At 69.2% G+C, this 17,300-nt stretch carries 7 protein-coding genes; 3 read left to right on the top strand and 4 right to left on the bottom strand.

Annotated features, from left to right (window positions below; genetic code table 11):
* Positions 1-417: 417 nt before the first annotated feature.
* The 4 genes from BFN33_RS17625 to BFN33_RS54335 are packed head-to-tail and all read right to left on the bottom strand — an operon-like array spanning position 418 to position 3,277.
* Positions 418-768 carry a GNAT family N-acetyltransferase gene (locus BFN33_RS17625; protein ID WP_069761014.1) on the bottom strand — a complete coding sequence of 117 codons (351 nt, stop codon included), beginning with the start codon at positions 766-768 and terminating at the stop codon, positions 418-420.
* A gap of 35 nt (positions 769-803) precedes the next feature.
* Positions 804-1,223: an aspartate 1-decarboxylase gene (gene panD, locus BFN33_RS17630; protein WP_069761015.1), complete on the bottom strand. Its 420-nt coding sequence runs from the start codon at positions 1,221-1,223 to the stop codon at positions 804-806.
* A gap of 55 nt (positions 1,224-1,278) precedes the next feature.
* Positions 1,279-2,172, bottom strand: coding sequence for a transposase (locus tag BFN33_RS54330; RefSeq protein WP_256122783.1), 894 nt, complete (start codon positions 2,170-2,172; stop codon positions 1,279-1,281).
* Positions 2,138-3,277, bottom strand: a complete 1,140-nt coding sequence (locus tag BFN33_RS54335; RefSeq protein ID WP_256122784.1) for a DUF1998 domain-containing protein — start codon at positions 3,275-3,277, stop codon at positions 2,138-2,140. Before BFN33_RS54335 ends, BFN33_RS54330 begins: the two co-directional genes overlap by 35 nt.
* Before the next feature lie 573 nt (positions 3,278-3,850).
* On the opposite strand from BFN33_RS54335, the gene BFN33_RS17645 reads away from it, so the two are divergent.
* Genes BFN33_RS17645 through BFN33_RS17655 form a run of 3 tightly spaced genes read left to right on the top strand, consistent with a single transcriptional unit; the run spans position 3,851 to position 17,259 of the window.
* Positions 3,851-10,192: a protein kinase gene (locus BFN33_RS17645; RefSeq protein WP_079140862.1), complete on the top strand. Its 6,342-nt coding sequence runs from the start codon at positions 3,851-3,853 to the stop codon at positions 10,190-10,192.
* A gap of 30 nt (positions 10,193-10,222) precedes the next feature.
* Positions 10,223-13,180: a DEAD/DEAH box helicase gene (locus BFN33_RS17650; protein WP_069761018.1), complete on the top strand. Its 2,958-nt coding sequence runs from the start codon at positions 10,223-10,225 to the stop codon at positions 13,178-13,180.
* The gene (locus BFN33_RS17655) at positions 13,180-17,259 is read left to right on the top strand and encodes a DNA methyltransferase (protein ID WP_069761019.1); all 4,080 of its coding nucleotides are present in this window, start codon (positions 13,180-13,182) and stop codon (positions 17,257-17,259) included. The genes BFN33_RS17650 and BFN33_RS17655 overlap by 1 nt, the downstream gene beginning before the upstream one ends.
* Positions 17,260-17,300 lie beyond the last annotated feature (41 nt).

The raw sequence follows: 17,300 nt of genomic DNA on the forward strand, positions 1-17,300 counted from the left end.
TGCCGTCAGCTGAGCGGTGGCCCCGGTTCCGGGTTCGGCACCGGTTCGGGGCCCGGCGGGACCGGGGACGGCGACGGGTCGGGGACCGGGCCCGGTCCCGGTCCCGGAGTCGGGTCCGGGTCCGGGGGTGACGGGGGCTCCGGGGTGGGGCCCGGCGGCGTGGGGACCGGGCCGGGGCCCGGAGTGGGACCCGGAGGCACGGGGTCGGGGTACGGATTGGTCATGGGGTCCTCCAGCCACTCGGTCGACGTCGGCTCTGGACTACTCCCCCGCGTACCCGTGAGCCCTCCCGCCAGTCACCCACCCGCGTGACGGGCGTGGCCCGCGTGGGTGTGCTCGGGGTGCGGGCGGGGGCTCTCGACGTGGGCCGGGGTGCGGCGGGAGGCCGGCGTGACCGCGGCTTTCGGACCCGCCCGCTCAGAAGCCCTCGGGGTGGGCCGCCAGCCACTTCTTCGCCGCGTGGAGGAGTTCGGGGGTGACCGCGGGGGCTTCGTCGGGGTGGCGCTCGGCCCACTTGACGACGTACGGGCAGAGCGGGGCGACGGTGATGCCCTCGCGAGCCGCGATGGAGTAGAGCTCGCGGGCCAGGGAGCCCGCGATGCCCTTTCCCTCGTGGGCCGGTTCCACGATGGTGTGGACCGGGACCAGGGCGCGCGCCGGGGATTCGAGGACGAAGTACTGGATGTGGCCGACGACTTCGCCTCCCCCGGAACCGAGGGCCTCCAGCAGACCGGCCTGTCGGTCGTCGCGGATCTCTATGTCGCTCATGGGCACACTCCTGGTCCGAAGGTCGTCGAGCAGGGTCAGACCGACACCGCCTGCGGGCTGCGCTCCTGGTCCGAACCCGGCACCGGCTCGGACGGGTCGGCTCCCAGCGCCACGATGCGGTTGTCGTGGTCCACGTGCACGACCCGGGGGACGAGCGCCTGCGCCTCGGCGTCGGTCACCTGAGCGTAGCTGATGATGATCACCAGATCTCCGGGGTGGACGAGATGGGCGGCGGCACCGTTGATGCCGATCACTCCGGAGCCGCGCTCACCCTCGATGACGTACGTCTCGAGGCGAGCGCCGTTGGTGATGTCGACGATGTGGACGAGCTCACCGGGCAGCAGATCGGCGGCGTCGAGGAGATCCGCGTCGATGGTCACCGATCCCACGTAGTGCAGGTCGGCCTGGGTGACGGTGGCTCGGTGGATCTTGGACTTGAACAGAGTACGCAGCACTTTGGACTCCTGGAAGACGGCTCCCTGCCTGCTTTGTGCAGGTCAAGGGCGGTCTTCACTCTACAACCGGCACGCACCCGACTCGAAGATTGTGAGGAACATCGCTCCATGCCGCCGAGCAGGCTCCCACCCTGGGCTTCCGTGCGAAGCGGGCTGTTGCGACATCGTCGGCCAGGTACCTGATCGGACACCCGTCACGGAATGGGCGACGGCTGAGGCTGATCAAATGCTGACTCACCTGACGATGCATCAGGCATTCTAGGGCTGAGGGCGAGTCACTTCGCGGATCCAGCGAGCGAGGCAGCACTGGTACCGGCGCAACCATGGCCGTCGCCGCCAAGGGATGCAAGCGACATCTGAGCCTCGCGTTGCCGGCACCGAATCGCTGAGCGGTCAGAATCGTGATGACGCCAGGTCGGCAGCAGCAGCGGCGTCCCGCTCTATTACCTCGGAGCCCTCGAATACGGCACCGTCCCGGGTTCATGACGATCGTCGGGATGGATCGCCGAGGACCGCAGGCCACCCGGGAGCATCGGCGTCGGACGGCGCGGACGGTCCGAACTGTGACGACTCCGGGCCGGCCGGCCCCCCAGCTGGGTGACGCCGAGCGACTCAGCGAGCTTCTCGACCCGGCGGGTGGAGACCCGAGCAGCAGGCGGGGCCACCTTCGCATGAGGGCCTCCCCGTGCCGGCACCCTGTTCGGAGGAGCCAGGGCGGGAAGTACCTGGCCTGCCGCAACTTGGGGGCGGCGAGCTCTACCGTCCCGACCCGGGTGTCCCACTCGCGCGGACATCGGCCTCGGCGTCTCTGAGCGCGTCGGTGAACGCCTTGACCAGTGCGCGCAGCAGATCGGGGCTCGCCGTGGCGAGATTGTCCTCGGTGAGGATGTGCAGGGGCAGACTGTCTGGTGCGGTCATCGTGCTGGTCGTGTGCGGTCGCCACGCGCATGCTGCGGTCCCCCGGGCCGAGCGCGTGTGCGGTCGCGGCCAGTGACTGGCGGAGCAGATTGGACCGGGTCAACAGGACCACCGGGGTTCCGGTGAGGGCGAGCATGATGGCCCGTTGGACCGCCAGGAGACTCTTGCCGCTGCTGGGCGGACCGCTGATCAGGTGATTTCCGTCGAAGGGGAGGCCGTCGAGGCAGGAGCGCTGTTCCGGTACGAGGTCGAGGTAGGTGAGGGTCACATCCCCTCCTGGGGTCCACCGCGGCACTCCGGGCAGCCGTGACGATCGACTCCAGGCAGCCGGGTACCTGTCCGCCGACGACAAGAGCGCCGTCGACGAGGGTGTTGCCGGTCTCGCAGCTCGTCTCGGGCAGCAGGGCACAGGCGTGGCACGCCGCGCGGTTGAGGTTGCCGAAGCCCTTGCCGGTGTGTTCGGCGCAGAGAGGGTCGGCTGAGCACCAGGCGGCGGCTTCGGTCATCCGCAGCAGGGTCTCGGCGAGGCGCGGCGGCTCGCCCTGCCGTACGAGCCCGCCGAGGGTGCCCTCGGCGTCTCCCGCGGCGGTGTAGACGAGGATGCCGTACTGATCCTGTTCGGGGCGTGCGTAGACACGGTCGCGCAGGCTGGCCGTCGTGTAGCCGGATTCGAAGGAGAGCTGGCGGATCAGCAGGTGGGCACCACGCAGCAGCACGGCGAGTCCGACTTCCGCTTCGGCACTCAGCAGACGCGTCTCCGGCCGCCTGCGGAAGCGGTCGTCCTCCAGGACGGCCAGCGCAGCGGCAACAGCGGCCGTGACATCCCCGATGCCCCTTCCGGTCTCCGTGTCCGGCAACGGGAAAGGTTCGTCCTCCGCACCACCCTCCGGCGCGTGTTCCTCGACGTCGGTGAGCTTGACCGCGGTCTCCGCGCTCGTCACCACCGCAGCAGCCGTGGCAACGGCGTCCCCCCGTACCCGCGCCCCCGCCCGCAGGGCCGCTGCCTCCCGCGCACCGAGTCCGGCCAGGCGGGCCACGCCATCCAGTACGCGAGGAGTCACGTATCCCTCGGGGTCGGCGTACCGGCTCAGTAGCGCCCGAACGACGTCGCCCACAGGATAGGTGGGGCTGGACACATTTCCTTCACGGATTCGTGCAACCTTTTCCACATTCGGACCGTCACCGTCTGCATGCACCACCGCCCCCAGGACGGGCAGCCCCAGCCCTGTCAGTTCCTCGCGAAGCCGTTCGCGCTCGGCATCACCGAGCCCCAGCGCGCCGGCTTGTTCCAGGAACACGGATTCCGGCACGGCGCCGTCGACCGCTGCATGACGCAGGCGGGCCAGCAACTCCGTCAGAGCAGCCTTCGTTCCGGGTGCGCGACTCGACTGAGCACCCTGCACCTCCCCCGCGGCGCGGCCCGGCTCCCACTCGGACGCACCGCCTGGTGCCCAACGCCCTCCGACGGATTGATGCTTCACACCGCCCACCACCTAGCCGATGACACGACAGTGCGTATGACCGCGCGTTGACAATGTCAACCGACTGACGAGCTGTTGGATGCAGTGGATTTCGTGTACGGTTGCGGGCACCGCACCTCCGCTCTGTCACGATGAGCGGTGCGGCAACGCGTGCAGGGGGCACGTTCCGTTTCCTTACCCTCACGTGCGAGGGCGGGAACGAGGCGGCAGAGAACGAGGGGAGCGGCAGTGAGCGAGGGGCTGCTGGACGGCAGGTTCCGCATGGGGCATGTCATCGGCAAGGGCAATATGGGAGAGGTCCACCGGGCCGAGGATCTCCAGGCCGCCGAAGGCACTCCTGAGCGCACGGTCGCCGTCAAGACCATCCTGCGCCGCCGCACGGGCACCCGGGTCGACACCGGTGCGGACCTCAAGGCCACCGAGCGTTTCGCCCGCGAGGTGCGCATCATGCGTCGCCTCGACGACGTCAACCTCACGCGCATCGTCGCCGGTGGAGTGGCCCACGACCAGGACGGTCTTCCCTACCTCGCGATGGAGTTCCTGAACGGCGAGACTCTGCGTGACCTCATCGCGGAGGAACGGCAGCTGCCCGTCTCCTGGGCCGCCGCCATCGGCGCCCAGGTCGCTTCGGGCCTCGCCGCCGCGCACGCCGCCGAGATCGTCCACCGCGACCTCAAGCCCGCCAACGTCATGCTGACGCAGGGCGGCACCGTCAAGGTACTCGACTTCGGCATGGGCCGGATCGTCGACGACCCGGACGAGGCCCGGCTGACCAGCACGGGCGTCAGCGTGGGCACCGCCCGCTACATGGCTCCCGAGCAGTTCGAGGCCAAGCAGGTCACGCAGGCCGCCGATCTGTACGCACTGGGATGTGTGCTCTACGAGATGCTCGTGGGCGTACCGCCGTTCACCAGCGAGTCGCCCTTCGAGCTGGCCACGAAGCACACGCGCGAGACGCCGACGCCCATCACCCTCATCCGCAGCGAGATCCCCGCGGAGTTCGTCCGGCTCGTCGACCGGCTGCTCGCCAAGGACCCTGCGGCACGTCCCGCGGACGCCGTGGCCGTACGCGACGCGTTGCTTCCGCTGGCCGGGCAGGACGGCGACATGTCGCGGCTGCCGCACTGGGGCGCCCTGGATCCGACCCGCCCGCTGCGTACGTCCGCCGCCCAGGTTCCCGCCCGGCGGGCCGGCCCCCCGAAGCCGGAGCCGGCTCCGGTCACCGCCTCCGGCGCGGGCATGGACGTCTTCGGCCTCCACCGCACGCTCATCCGGGACTACCGTTCCTTCACCGAGGGCGGCACCGTCATCCGGGACGACCGCATCGCGGCGTTCGTCGAGGACGACCTCAACAGCAAGTCGCAGTGGCCCGACCCGTGGCTGTCGCTGAACCCGTTCTTCCAGAGCGGCGGCACGGTGGTGGAGCTCGCCGGGCAGAAGGTGCTGCACGAGGAGTGCGCCAGGATCTTCCAGGCGAGGAAGACCGAGGGCGGCACGGCCCTCGACGGCCGTCCGCTGACGCTGCACCAGCACCAGCGCGAGGCGATCGACGCCGCCGCGTCCGGCGCGTCGTACGTCCTGACGACGGGCACTGGGTCCGGCAAGTCGCTCGCGTACATCGTGCCGATCGTGAACAAGGTGCTTCACCAGCGGGACGCGGAGGGACCGAACGCCGCCAGGAGGGTCCGGGCGATCATCGTCTACCCGATGAACGCGCTCGCCAACAGCCAGCTCAAGGAGCTGGAGAAGTACCTGCGCGACGGATACGGTGCGGGCCGCGAGCCGGTCACCTTCGCCCGGTACACGGGCCAGGAGGACGACAAGAAGCGCAAGGAGATCCGCGACAACCCGCCGGACATCCTGCTCACCAACTACGTGATGCTGGAACTGATGCTGACCCGCCCCGCCGACCGGGCGAGTCTCATCAAGATGGCGCGGGGCCTGGAGTTCCTGGTCTTCGACGAGCTGCACACCTACCGCGGCCGGCAGGGCGCCGACGTCGCCCTGCTGATCCGCCGCGTCCGCGAGGCGTGCCAGGCGCAGGACCTGCAGTGCATCGGCACGTCGGCCACGATGTCGACGGAGGGCACCCTCGACGACCAGAAGAAGGTCGTGGCCGGGGTGGCGAGCACGCTGTTCGGTACGCCGGTGCGTCCGGAGCACGTCATCGGCGAGACCCTGGTGCGCGCGACCCACGACACACCCGACGCCGTTCCTGCCGAGCGCCTCAACTCCCCCGCCGCGCCCCGCGCGTACGACGATCTCGTGCGCGACCCGCTGGCCCGCTGGATCGAGACCCGTTTCGGACTGGCCACCGACGAGGCCACCGGGCGGCTGGTCCGGCAGCGGCCCACGAAGATCGAGGTCGCGGCACGGGAGCTGCACGAGCGGACCGGGGTCGCCGAGAGTCAGTGCGCCGCCGCGATCCGCGCCACCCTGGAGGCAGGTTCGCAGGCGCGGCACCCGGTGACCGAGCGGCCGCTGTTCGCGTTCCGGCTGCACCAGTTCCTCTCCAAGGGCGACACTGTGTACGTCACCCTGGAGGACAAGCTCTCGCGCCACCTCACCCGCTCGTATCAGCTCGAACAGCCGGGCAGCGGCAGCAAGTTGCTGATGCCGCTGGCGTTCTGCCGGGAGTGCGGTCAGGAGTATCTGACGGTGTGGCGGACCGAGAAGGACGGCGAGGTCCGGTACGAAGCGCGCCGGGACACGTCCGCGACGGGCGGCCGGCAGGGCGACGGCTATCTGTACGTCGACCACGAGCGGGCATGGCCGTCCAACGTCCAGTACGCCGTGGACGACCGCCGACTGCCCGAGTCCTGGCTGGAGTTGGACGACAAGGGCCAGGAGGTCGTGAAGAAGTCGTACCGCGACCGGGTGCCGCGTGCCGTCACCGTCGATCCGCGCGGCCGCGAGGGGAGCGGCGAACTCCAGGCCGCGTTCGTCCCCTCCCCCTTCCTTTTCTGTCTGCACTGCGGGGTCGCGTACGAGCAGACGCGCGGCCGGGATTTCGCGAAGCTGGCGACGCTCGACCAGGAGGGCCGGTCCTCCGCGACCTCGCTGATCTCCGCGTCGGTGGTGCGCTCGCTGAAGTCGGTGCCGGAGGAGACCCTGGACAAGGAGGCGCGCAAGCTCCTCACGTTCGTCGACAACCGGCAGGACGCGTCCCTCCAGGCGGGTCACTTCAACGACTTCGTGCAGATCACGCAGTTGCGCGGCGCCCTGTACCGGGCGGCTCTGGACGCGGGCGAGGACGGTGTCCACCACGAGGAGCTGGCTTCGGCGGTGACGAACGCGCTCTCCATCGAGCCGGCCGACTACACGGGCGAGAGCGACCTGCCGCCCTCCCTCGCCCGCAACGCCGCCAAGACCCTCCGTGACGTGATCGCGTTCCGGCTCTATCTGGATCTGGAGCGTGGCTGGCGTATCACGATGCCGAACCTGGAGCAGACCGGCCTGCTGGAGATCGGCTACGAGGATCTGGACTGGGTGGCGGCCAAGCAGGACCGGTGGGCGGGCACGCACGGGGCGCTGCGCGACGCCGACCCGGCGCTGCGGACCGAGGTCATGAAGGCGCTGCTCAACGAGATGCGCCGCTCCCTGGCCATCGACGTCTCGTACTTCCGTGACGACTTCGACTCGCTCCAGCGGGCGAGCGAGGAGCGGCTGATCGACCCGTGGGTGCTGTCCGCCGCGGACAGGCCGAAGGTCGGAACGGCCTATCCGCACCCCTCCCGTCCGGGCATGGACCGCTCCGCCCTGTTCCTGTCGGCGCGCGGCAAGTTCGGCAAGTACCTGCGGCGTGCGGACACCTCGTTCAAGAAGCTCGACCCTGCCGATCTCCAGCTGGTCATCGAGGAGTTGCTGAAGGTCCTGGCCAAGGCGGGCCTGGTGAAGGAGGTCACGGAGGCTCCGCAGCGCGCGGGCCGCTACCGCAGGTTCTCGGCCCCGGCCGCAACCGGCTACCGGGTGGCCGCCCAGTCCCTCGTCTGGCGTGCGGGCAAGGGCGAGCGGGGCACGCACGACCCGCTGACCCGCACCTACCAGAGCGGCGACGGCCCGCGCGTCAACACCTTCTTCCGCGACCTGTACAAGGACGCGGCGGGCGCCCTGTCCGGCCTGTTCGCGCGCGAGCACACCGCACAGGTGTCGCCGGAGGAGCGGGAGCAGCGCGAAGAGGCGTTCCGCAAGGCGGAGTTGAAGCTGCTGTACTGCTCTCCGACGATGGAGCTGGGCGTCGACATCTCCCAGCTCAACGCGGTGATGATGCGCAACGTGCCGCCCACGCCCGCGAACTACGCGCAGCGCTCGGGCCGCGCGGGCCGCAGCGGACAGCCCGCCCTCGTCACCACCTATTGCGCGACAGGCAACAGCCACGACCAGTACTACTTCCGCCGATCGGAGCGCATGGTCGCGGGCGCGGTCGCCCCGCCGCGTCTGGACATCGCCAACGAGGACCTCGTCCTCTCCCACCTCCAGGGCATCTGGATCGCGGAGGCCGGTCTGAAACTGGGCCGGGCCGTCCCCGAGGTGCTCGACGTGTCGTACCCGGACACGGGTGACCGTCCGAACCCCGCGCTGGAGCTGCTGCCGGACATCCTGGCGGCCTCGCTCGACGAGAGCGCCCGGCGCCGCACGGTCGACGCGGCCCTGCGCGTCCTCGGCCCGCTCCTGCCCGACTTCGCCGACACCACCTGGTGGCACGACGACTGGATCCAGGACCGGGTGGCGACCGTGGCGGCCCGCTTCGACCGGGCCTTCGACCGCTGGCGGCAGCTGTTCCGCTCCGCGCTCGACGACCAGTACATCCAGAACAGGCGCCGCCTGGACTACAGCCTCACCGAGGGCGACCGCATCCGCGCCAATGCCCGCCGCCGGGAGGCGGAGACTCAGCTGAACCTGCTGATGAACGAGAGCGCCGACAGCAAGTCGGTCCTCTCCGACTTCAACCCGTACCGCTATCTGGCGTCCGAGGGCTTCCTGCCCGGCTACAGCTTCCCGCGGCTCCCGCTCGCCGCGTACATCCCGACCGTCGGCCGGCGCCGTGGAGACGGCGACTACCTCCAGCGGCCGCGTTTCCTCGCGATCCGCGAGTTCGGTCCGGGAGCGCTGATCTACCACGAGGGCGCCCGCTACCAGGTGACCCGCATCCAGCTACCGCCGGACTCCTCGGGCGAGCTGGCGACCAGCGAGGCCCGCCGCTGCGCGCAGTGCGGCTACCACCATGATCCGGAGCAGCTGGAGGACCGCTGCGCCATGTGCCACGAGCCGCTGGGCTCGGCGACGTACGGCCTGCTGCACCTGCACACCGTGTACACCACCCGCCGTGAGCGGATCTCGTCCGACGAGGAGGAGCGGCGTCGCGCCGGCTTCAAGCTGGAGACGTCGTATCGCTTCCAGGACCACGGCACCCGCAAGGGCCGTCTGAACGCGTCGGTCGCCGACGCCTCGGGCGCGCCGCTCGCCGAGGTGGCGTACGGCGACTCGGCGACCGTCCGGATCACCAATACCGGCCGGGTGCGCGCCAAGAGCGACGAGCCGGCCGGGTACTGGCTGGACCTCGCGGACGGCCGCTGGATGAACGACAAGGACGCCTCCGAGGCGTCCGGCGACTCCAGCGAGCTGCCCGTGATCGACGCGGACGGCAACGAGCGGCGCCGCAAGAAACGGGTCATCCCGTACGTGGAGGACCGCCGCAACATCCTCGTGGTCACCCTGGACGAGCCGCTGCCGGAGCCGGTGGCGCTCTCCTTGATGTACGCCCTTGAACGGGGCATCGAGGCCGCGTTCGAGCTGGAGGACGCCGAGCTGTCCAGCGAGCTGCTGCCGCCGGACGACGGCCCGCGCGACCGCATCCTGTTCACGGAGGCCGCCGAGGGCGGCGCGGGTGTGCTGCGCCGCCTCCAGGCGGAGGATGACACTCTGGCGAAGGCGGCCGTACGCGCCCTGGACATCTGCCACTTCGACGCGGACGGCGTCGACCTGGGCGGCCCGCACCCGGACCGGCCGTGCGCGCTCGGCTGCTACGAGTGCCTGCTGACGTACGGCAACCAGCTCAACCACGCCCTCATCAACCGGCACTCGGTGCGGGACCTGCTGGTGCGCCTGGCGTCGGCGAAGGCCCGACGGGAGTCGCGCGGCGAGTCGCGCTCGGAGCAGTACCGGCGACTGCTCGACCAGGTCTCCGCCGCCGACGAGCCGACACCGGTCGAGGAGGCGGCCAGGGCGGCCGTCGAGGCATCGGACAAGGCGGCATCGCCGACCGAGCTGGCGGCCCAGGGCGACTTCCTGGGCTGGGCGAAGGCGCGCGGCCTGCGGCTGCCGGACGAGCCGGGCTCGTTCCTCACCGAGGCGATGGCGACCCCCGACTACGTGTACCGCCTGCCCGGCGTGAACGTGGCCGTCTTCGTGGACCTGCCGGACAAGGAGCAGGACACCTTCCGGGACGAGGACGCCGAGGACCGCCTGTTCAACGCCCGCTGGGACGTCATCCGCTTCGCCCACGGTGCCGACTGGGACGCCGTCGCCGCCGCCAACGCCCGCTACTTCGGCTCTCCGGCCGCCAACTGAACCGCTCATCCAGAGGACTTGACGACACACATGGCACTCACGTACTCCGCCGGTTCCCTGGTGAAGGCCCGCGGCCGCGAATGGGTCGTGCTCCCCGAGAGCAAGCCCGACCTGCTCGTCCTGCGTCCGCTGGGCGGCTCGGACGACGACATCGCCGCCGTGTTCCCGGCGTTCGAGACGGTCGACGAGGCGAAGTTCGCGCCCCCGGAGCCGAGCGACCTGGGCGACCAGCGGGCGGCAGGCCTGCTGCGCACCGCCCTGCGGGTCGGCTTCCGCTCCGGCGCGGGCCCGTTCCGCTCGCTGGCCGGCATCGCGGTGGAGCCGCGCGCCTACCAGCTCGTGCCGCTCCTCATGGCCCTGCGCCAGAAGACGGTCCGGATGCTGATCTCCGACGACGTCGGCATCGGCAAGACGATCGAGGCGGGCCTGGTCGCGAGCGAACTCCTCGCCCAGGGCGAGGCGACCGGTCTGGCCGTGCTCTGCTCCCCCGCGCTCGCCGAGCAGTGGCAGCAGGAGCTGCGCACCAAGTTCGGCATCGACGCTGAGCTGGTCCTGTCCTCGACGGTCTCGCGCCTCGAACGCGGCCTGGACCTGGGCCAGTCCCTCTTCGACAAGTACCCGCACGTGATCGTCTCGACGGACTTCATCAAGTCCCCGCGCCACCGCGACGACTTCGTACGCCACTGTCCCGACCTGGTCATCGTCGACGAGGCGCACACCTGCGTGGTCGCCGACGACACCTCGACGGCGTCGCAGAACCAGCTCCGCTACGAGCTGCTGCGCCGCGTCGCGGCGGACGAGAACCGGCACCTGCTGCTCGTGACGGCGACCCCGCACAGCGGCAAGGAGTCCGCGTTCCGCAACCTCCTGGGCCTCGTCAAGCCCGAACTGGCCGACGTGAGCCTGGATTCGGAGGGGGGCAGGAAGCTTCTCGCCCAGCACTTCGTGGCGCGCAAGCGAGCGGACGTACGCCAGTACCTCACCAAGGAGGACGGTCTCAGCGACGACTCCCTCGCGGAGCGGACGGCGTTCCCCTCGGACCGCTACTTCAAGGACGAGACGTACAAGCTGTCGCCGGAGTACCGGGCCCTGCTCGACGACGCGATCGCGTACGCCAGTGAGCGCGTGGAGCAGGCGGGCAGCCAGGGCAGGCGGGAGGCACGCATCGCCTGGTGGTCGGCGATCGCGCTGCTCCGCTCCCTGGTGTCGTCCCCGCGCGCCGCCGCGCAGACGCTGCGGACGCGTTCGGCGGCGGCGATCGCCGCGTCGGCGGAGGAGGCCGACAAGCTGGGTGCCCCGCTCAACAGCGACGCGGCCGACAGCGACGCGATGGAGGGCATGGACGTCGCACCGGGCGCGGAAACGACCGAGGACCCACGCTCGTACCTCGCCGAACTGGCCGACATCGCGGAGGAGCTGGAAGGCCCGGCGAAGGACCTGAAGCTCAAGGCGCTGATCAAGCACCTCAAAGCGCTCCTCGCGGACGGCCACAACCCGATCGTGTTCTGCCGCTACATCCCGACGGCCGAGTACCTCGCCGCCCAGCTGGAGAACGACAAGGACTCCGGCAAGCGCGGCCCGCTCGGCGCCCAGACCGTCGTGAAGGCGGTCACCGGCACGCTCTCCCCGCAGCAGCGCCTGGAGCGCATCGAGAAGCTCGCGGAGGAGGCCGGCGAGGACGCTGCCGCCCGCCGCGTCCTGATCGCGACGGACTGTCTGTCCGAGGGCGTGAACCTCCAGCACCACTTCGACGCCGTCATCCACTACGACCTGGCCTGGAACCCGACCCGCCACGACCAGCGCGAGGGCCGCGTCGACCGCTACGGCCAGCGCAGGGACCAGGTCCGCGTCATCACCCTGTACGGCGACGACAACGGCATCGACGGCAAGGTCCTCGAAGTCCTCATCAAGAAGCACCGCCAGATCAAGAAGGACCTCGGCATCTCCGTCTCCGTCCCCGACGAGCTGTCGACGGGGGTCACGGACGCGATCGTAGAGTGGCTGCTGATGCGCGGCCGCGAGGACCAGGACGCCCTGTTCAGCGCGGACGCGTTCAAGGTGAGCACGGCGAAGCTGGACAGCGACTGGAACTCTGCGGCCGAGCGCGAGAAGGCGTCCCGCTCGCGGTTCGCGCAGCGGTCGGTGCATCCGCAGGAGGTGGCCCGCGAGGTCGCCGCGGTCCGGGAGGCGCTGGGCGGTGCGGGCGAGATCGACACGTTCGTACGGGAGTCGCTGGGCGCCCTCGGTGCCGTGCTCCGGGGGGAGGGTGAGGACTTCACGGCCCAGGTCGGCGGTACGCCGATCGGCCTACGGGACGCACTCGCTCCGACAGTCGGCGCGGAGGTGATCGACAAGGACCGCCCGATCCCGTTCCGCGCGGACCCGGCGGTGGCGAGGGGCGAGGCAGCGCTCGTGCGTACTGATCCCGTCGTCGGGGCTCTCGCGTCCCACGTCCTGAACGCCGCCCTGGACCCCCAGGCCGACGGCGTCCGCCCGGCGCGACGCTGCGGTGTGGTCACCACGGACGCGGTCGGCACCATGACCACCCTGCTCCTGGTCCGTTACCGCTTCCACCTCACGCTGCCGTCCCGGAGTGGCGACAAGCAGCTCGTCGCGGAGGACGCGCGACTGGTCGCCTTCGAGGGCTCGGCCAGAAAGGCGGAGTGGCTGCCGCCGGAGCAGGCAAAGGACCTGCTCGACGCAACAGCGTCGGAGAGCACCGACCGCCACTACGCCGAGCGGACGATGACGCGCCTGCTCTCCCAACTCCCGGATGTGTACGGCTATCTGGCGACGTACGGCGAGGAACTGGCCACCGAGCTGGACGCCTCGCACCGCCGGGTGCGCCAGGCGTCCGGCGAGATCGTCCGAGGCCTGTCCGTCACCGTGCAGAAGCCCGCCGACATCCTCGGCGCGTACGTGTACCTGCCCGCCGTCCCCGCCGCTGCCCCGGCCGTCGCCCCTGCTGCTTCTGGAGTGTCCGCCTGATGTCCGCCGTCACCCGCAACCAGGTGTTCACCGCCGTCCACACGGTCGGAGGGCTGCTGCCTGCCGACATGCTGGTACGGATCTCCGAGGGCAAGGACGTCCCCGGCTCGAAGCCGGCCGACTACGGCCTGCCGTCCTCCCGCTCGGTACGCGACGAGGCCGAGCGCAGCTGGGAGTACCTGAAGCCGCTCTGGCGCGAGCTGCGCAAACACCTCCCTGAGGACCGGGAGACGGGCCTGCCGGCGGCCGACCCGACGGGCCGCGCCGAGGCCGACTGGCTGGCCCCGCTCTGGCGGGAGCTGGGCTTCGGCCCGCTGACGCAGGTCGGGGTGGTGGGCATCACCGCCGACTCGGACACGGAGAAGAAGTTCCCGGTCTCCCACCGCTGGCGGCACGCGCTGATCCACCAGACGGCCTGGAACGCCGACCTGGACAAGCGCCCCGGAGGCGCGGGCACGGTCCCGCCGCAGTCGATGCTCCAGGAGTGCCTGAACCGCGCGGAAGCCCACCTGTGGGGCGTCCTGACGAACGGTCGTCAGGTGCGGCTGCTACGCGACTCCAACGCACTGGCCACGGCGTCGTACGTCGAGTTCGACCTGGAGTCGATCTTCGACGGTGAGCTGTTCAGCGAGTTCGTGCTGCTGTACCGGGTGCTGCATGTGTCGCGGTTCGAGGTGGCGGAGGACGCACCGCCGTCCGCGTGCCGTCTGGAGAAGTGGCGTACGGAGGCCATCGCGTCGGGGACGCGGGCGCTGGACCAGCTCCGCAAAGGCGTCCAGGATGCGATCACCGCGCTGGGTACGGGCTTCCTGCGGCACCCGGAGAACACTGCTCTGCGGGACAACGTCCGCCCCAAGCCTCTCCAGGCCGCGCTACTGCGACTCGTCTACAGGCTGCTGTTCGTCTTCGTGGCCGAGGACCGCGACGCGCTGCTGTCCCCCAACGCGGACTCGCAGGCACGCGAGCGGTACGAGGCGTACTTCTCGTCGGCCCGGCTGCGTGCGCACGCGCGGAAACGGCGAGGTACGGCCAACGGTGACCTGTACGAGGCCCTGCGCATCGTCCTCGACGCCCTTGGTGATGAGGCAGGCCGTCCCGAGCTGGGCCTGCCCGGCCTCGGCGGTCTGTTCAACGACACGGACGCGGACGCGCCGCTGCGTGGGCTGAAGCTGTCCAACGAGGCGTTGCTGACGGCCGTACGGCACCTGTCGCAGGTGCGGGACGGCAGCTCGGGGCGCTGGCGGTCGGTGGACTACCGGCACCTGGACGCGGAGGAGCTGGGCTCCGTGTACGAGTCCCTGCTGGAGCTGGAGCCGAAGCACAGCACCGCCGACCGTACGTTCATGCTGGTCGAAGTGGCCGGCAACACCCGTAAAACGACGGGCAGTTACTACACCCCGTCCTCCCTCATTGAGTGCTTGCTGGACTCGACTCTGGACCCGGTGATACGGGACGCGGTGAAGCGGGGCGAGGAAGCGGCGGCGAAGTCGGGCGCGGCTGACCCGGCGGACTCGATCGTGGATGCGTTGTTGTCGCTTACCGTGTGCGACCCGGCATGCGGCTCCGGCCACTTCCTGGTGGCTGCGGCCAGGCGTATCGCCAAGCAGGTGGCGGCGGTACGGGATCGCAACCCTGAGCCGACGTTGGATGCGGTGCGGCATGCCTTGCATGAGGTCGTCGCCCGGTGCATCTACGGCGTGGACCTCAACCCGATGGCTGTGGAGCTGGCCAAGGTGTCGCTGTGGCTGGAGGCGCTGGAACCGGGCAAGCCGCTCGGTTTCCTCGACGCCCACGTGAAGCACGGCAACGGGCTGATCGGTGCGACGCCGAAGCTATTGCAGGCCGGCATTCCCGACGACGCGTTCATCGCCACCGAGGGCGACGATAAGAAGCACGCCAAGGCGCTGGAGAAGATCAACCAGCAGGAGCGTGTCGGGCAGGGCAGCCTCTTCGACCTCGGCGACGAGTCGGTCCAGGTCGCCAACACCGCCTTTGCCAGCGGGCTTCGGTCCATCACGCTGGCCCAGGCGGAGGAGCTGGCGGACGTACGCCGCCAGGAGGAGGCGTACGAGGAGTGGGCCGGTTCGTCGGCGTACCAGCGTGCCCGGCGGGTTGCGGACGCCTGGTGTGCGGCGTTCGTGTGGTTGAAGACGCCGGAGGCTCCGCGCGCGGTGACGCACTCAGTGTTCAAGGCACTGGAGGACCCGAGCGGCGGAGGTGTGGCTGCGGAGACCCGCGCCGAGATCAAGCGTCTGCGCTGCCAGTACAACTTCTTCCACTGGTACCTGGAGTTCCCTGAGGTCTTTTCCGTTCCCGAGAACGGTCAAGGGGTGGGGGTGTCCCCTGCCACTGGTTGGGCTGGCGGCTTCGACTCCGTAGTGGGTAACCCGCCTTGGGACAGCGTGGACTTCCGCGAGCAGGAGTTCTTCGCCCAGCGGTTGCCGGAGATCGCCGAGGCTTCAACAACGCTGCGAAAAAGGAAGATCGAGGCACTCAAGGATTCGCCTGACACCCTGCCGCTGTACAAAGAATTCGAGGCAGGCAGGCGGAAGATGTATGCCGAGAGCCATTTTCTGCGGCGCTCAGGGCGAGTCCCTCTGACCGGTCAGGGCAATCTCAACACGTACTCGGTCTTCACAGAGACAGACCGGATACTGCTCGGGCCAATGGGACGGGCAGGCGTGATTGTCCCGACCGGGATCGCTACAGACGCACGAACGCGGCATTTCTCCGGCGATCTGGTGCAGAGTGGGGCAATCTCAGCGCTTTACGACTTCGAAAATGCCGCGCCCATTTTCCCAGGCGTGCACCGGTCTTTCAAGTTCAGCATTCTGGCCATGGTCGGCCGTTCCCTTCGGGAACCGGCAGCCCAGTTTGCGTTCTTCCTGCACGACCCCGCCGAACTGGACGATGCGGGTAAGGCGTTCACACTTACGCCGGAGGAAGTCTCGCTACTCAATCCGAATACAGGCACGTTGCCTGTATTCAGGTCCAGGAGAGATGCGGAGATCACTCTGGCCATATATCGGCGGTTGCCGGTTCTCTGGAAGGAGGGCACCCTGAACGGCAATCCATGGGACATGACATTCCAAATGATGTACCACATGAGCCACGACTCGCTCCTACTCCACCCCAGCGAGGAGCTCGAAGCAGCCGGCTGGTCACTGGAGGGAAACGTATTCTCCAGAAACGGGAAGCGCATGCTCCCTCTATACGAAGCAAAAATGTTTCACCACTACGACCATCGATGGGCCACTTACGACTCGGTGGATGGCACCCGACCGCTGACGACAGAAGAGAAGGACGACTGCGACGCCCTGGCGCTGACTCGGTACTGGGTGTCAGAGGATGAAACGGGCTCCGGAAAATTCGATAAGGACGGAGAGGAAATCACCGTTCCCGGGGTACGCAAGCGTCTCGCAGACAAAGGGTGGCCGCATGACCTATTGCTCGGGTGGCGGGACATCTGCCGCGCAACGGACGAGAGGAGCATGATCGCATCGCTCCTTCCGGTAACGGGCGTAGGACACCTGATCTTGTTGGCCTTGTCTCGATTTCCAGCCCTACTCGCAGCCGCTTGGTCCTCCTTCGTGTTTGACTTTGCTGCGCGCCAGAGCATCGGCGGTACACACATGAGCTACTTCACTATCAAGCAGCTCCCGGTACCCACCCCCACTCAACTTTTCGTTCACGAAAACTTCATTGTTTCCCGAGTTCTCGAACTCGCCTATACCAGCGCCGATATGACGGGGCTAGCTACTTACCTTGACGACACAGGCTCCCCCTTCCGATGGAACGAGCCCCGTCGGCAACAAATCCGAGCAGAACTCGACGCCTTCTTCTTCCATCTCTACGGCGTATCCCGCGAGGACGCCGAGTACATCCTCGACACCTTCCCCATCGTCCGCCGCAAGGACGAGGCCAAGTACGGCTCGTACCGCACCAAGGAACTGATCCTCGCCGAGTACGACCGCATGGCCGCCGCCAGCCTCACCCTGGAGAACCCGCTCGTCGAAGGCGAGAACTACACCTCCACCCTCACTCCGCCCCCGGGCCTCGGCCCCAGACACTCCGCTTGACAGCCCGATCCCGGTCCGTGCGAGGGCCGGTGTGAGCCCAC

Origin of the sequence: Streptomyces sp. LUP47B, from assembly GCF_001746295.1 — a bacterium.
In the GTDB taxonomy this organism is placed as follows: domain Bacteria; phylum Actinomycetota; class Actinomycetes; order Streptomycetales; family Streptomycetaceae; genus Streptomyces.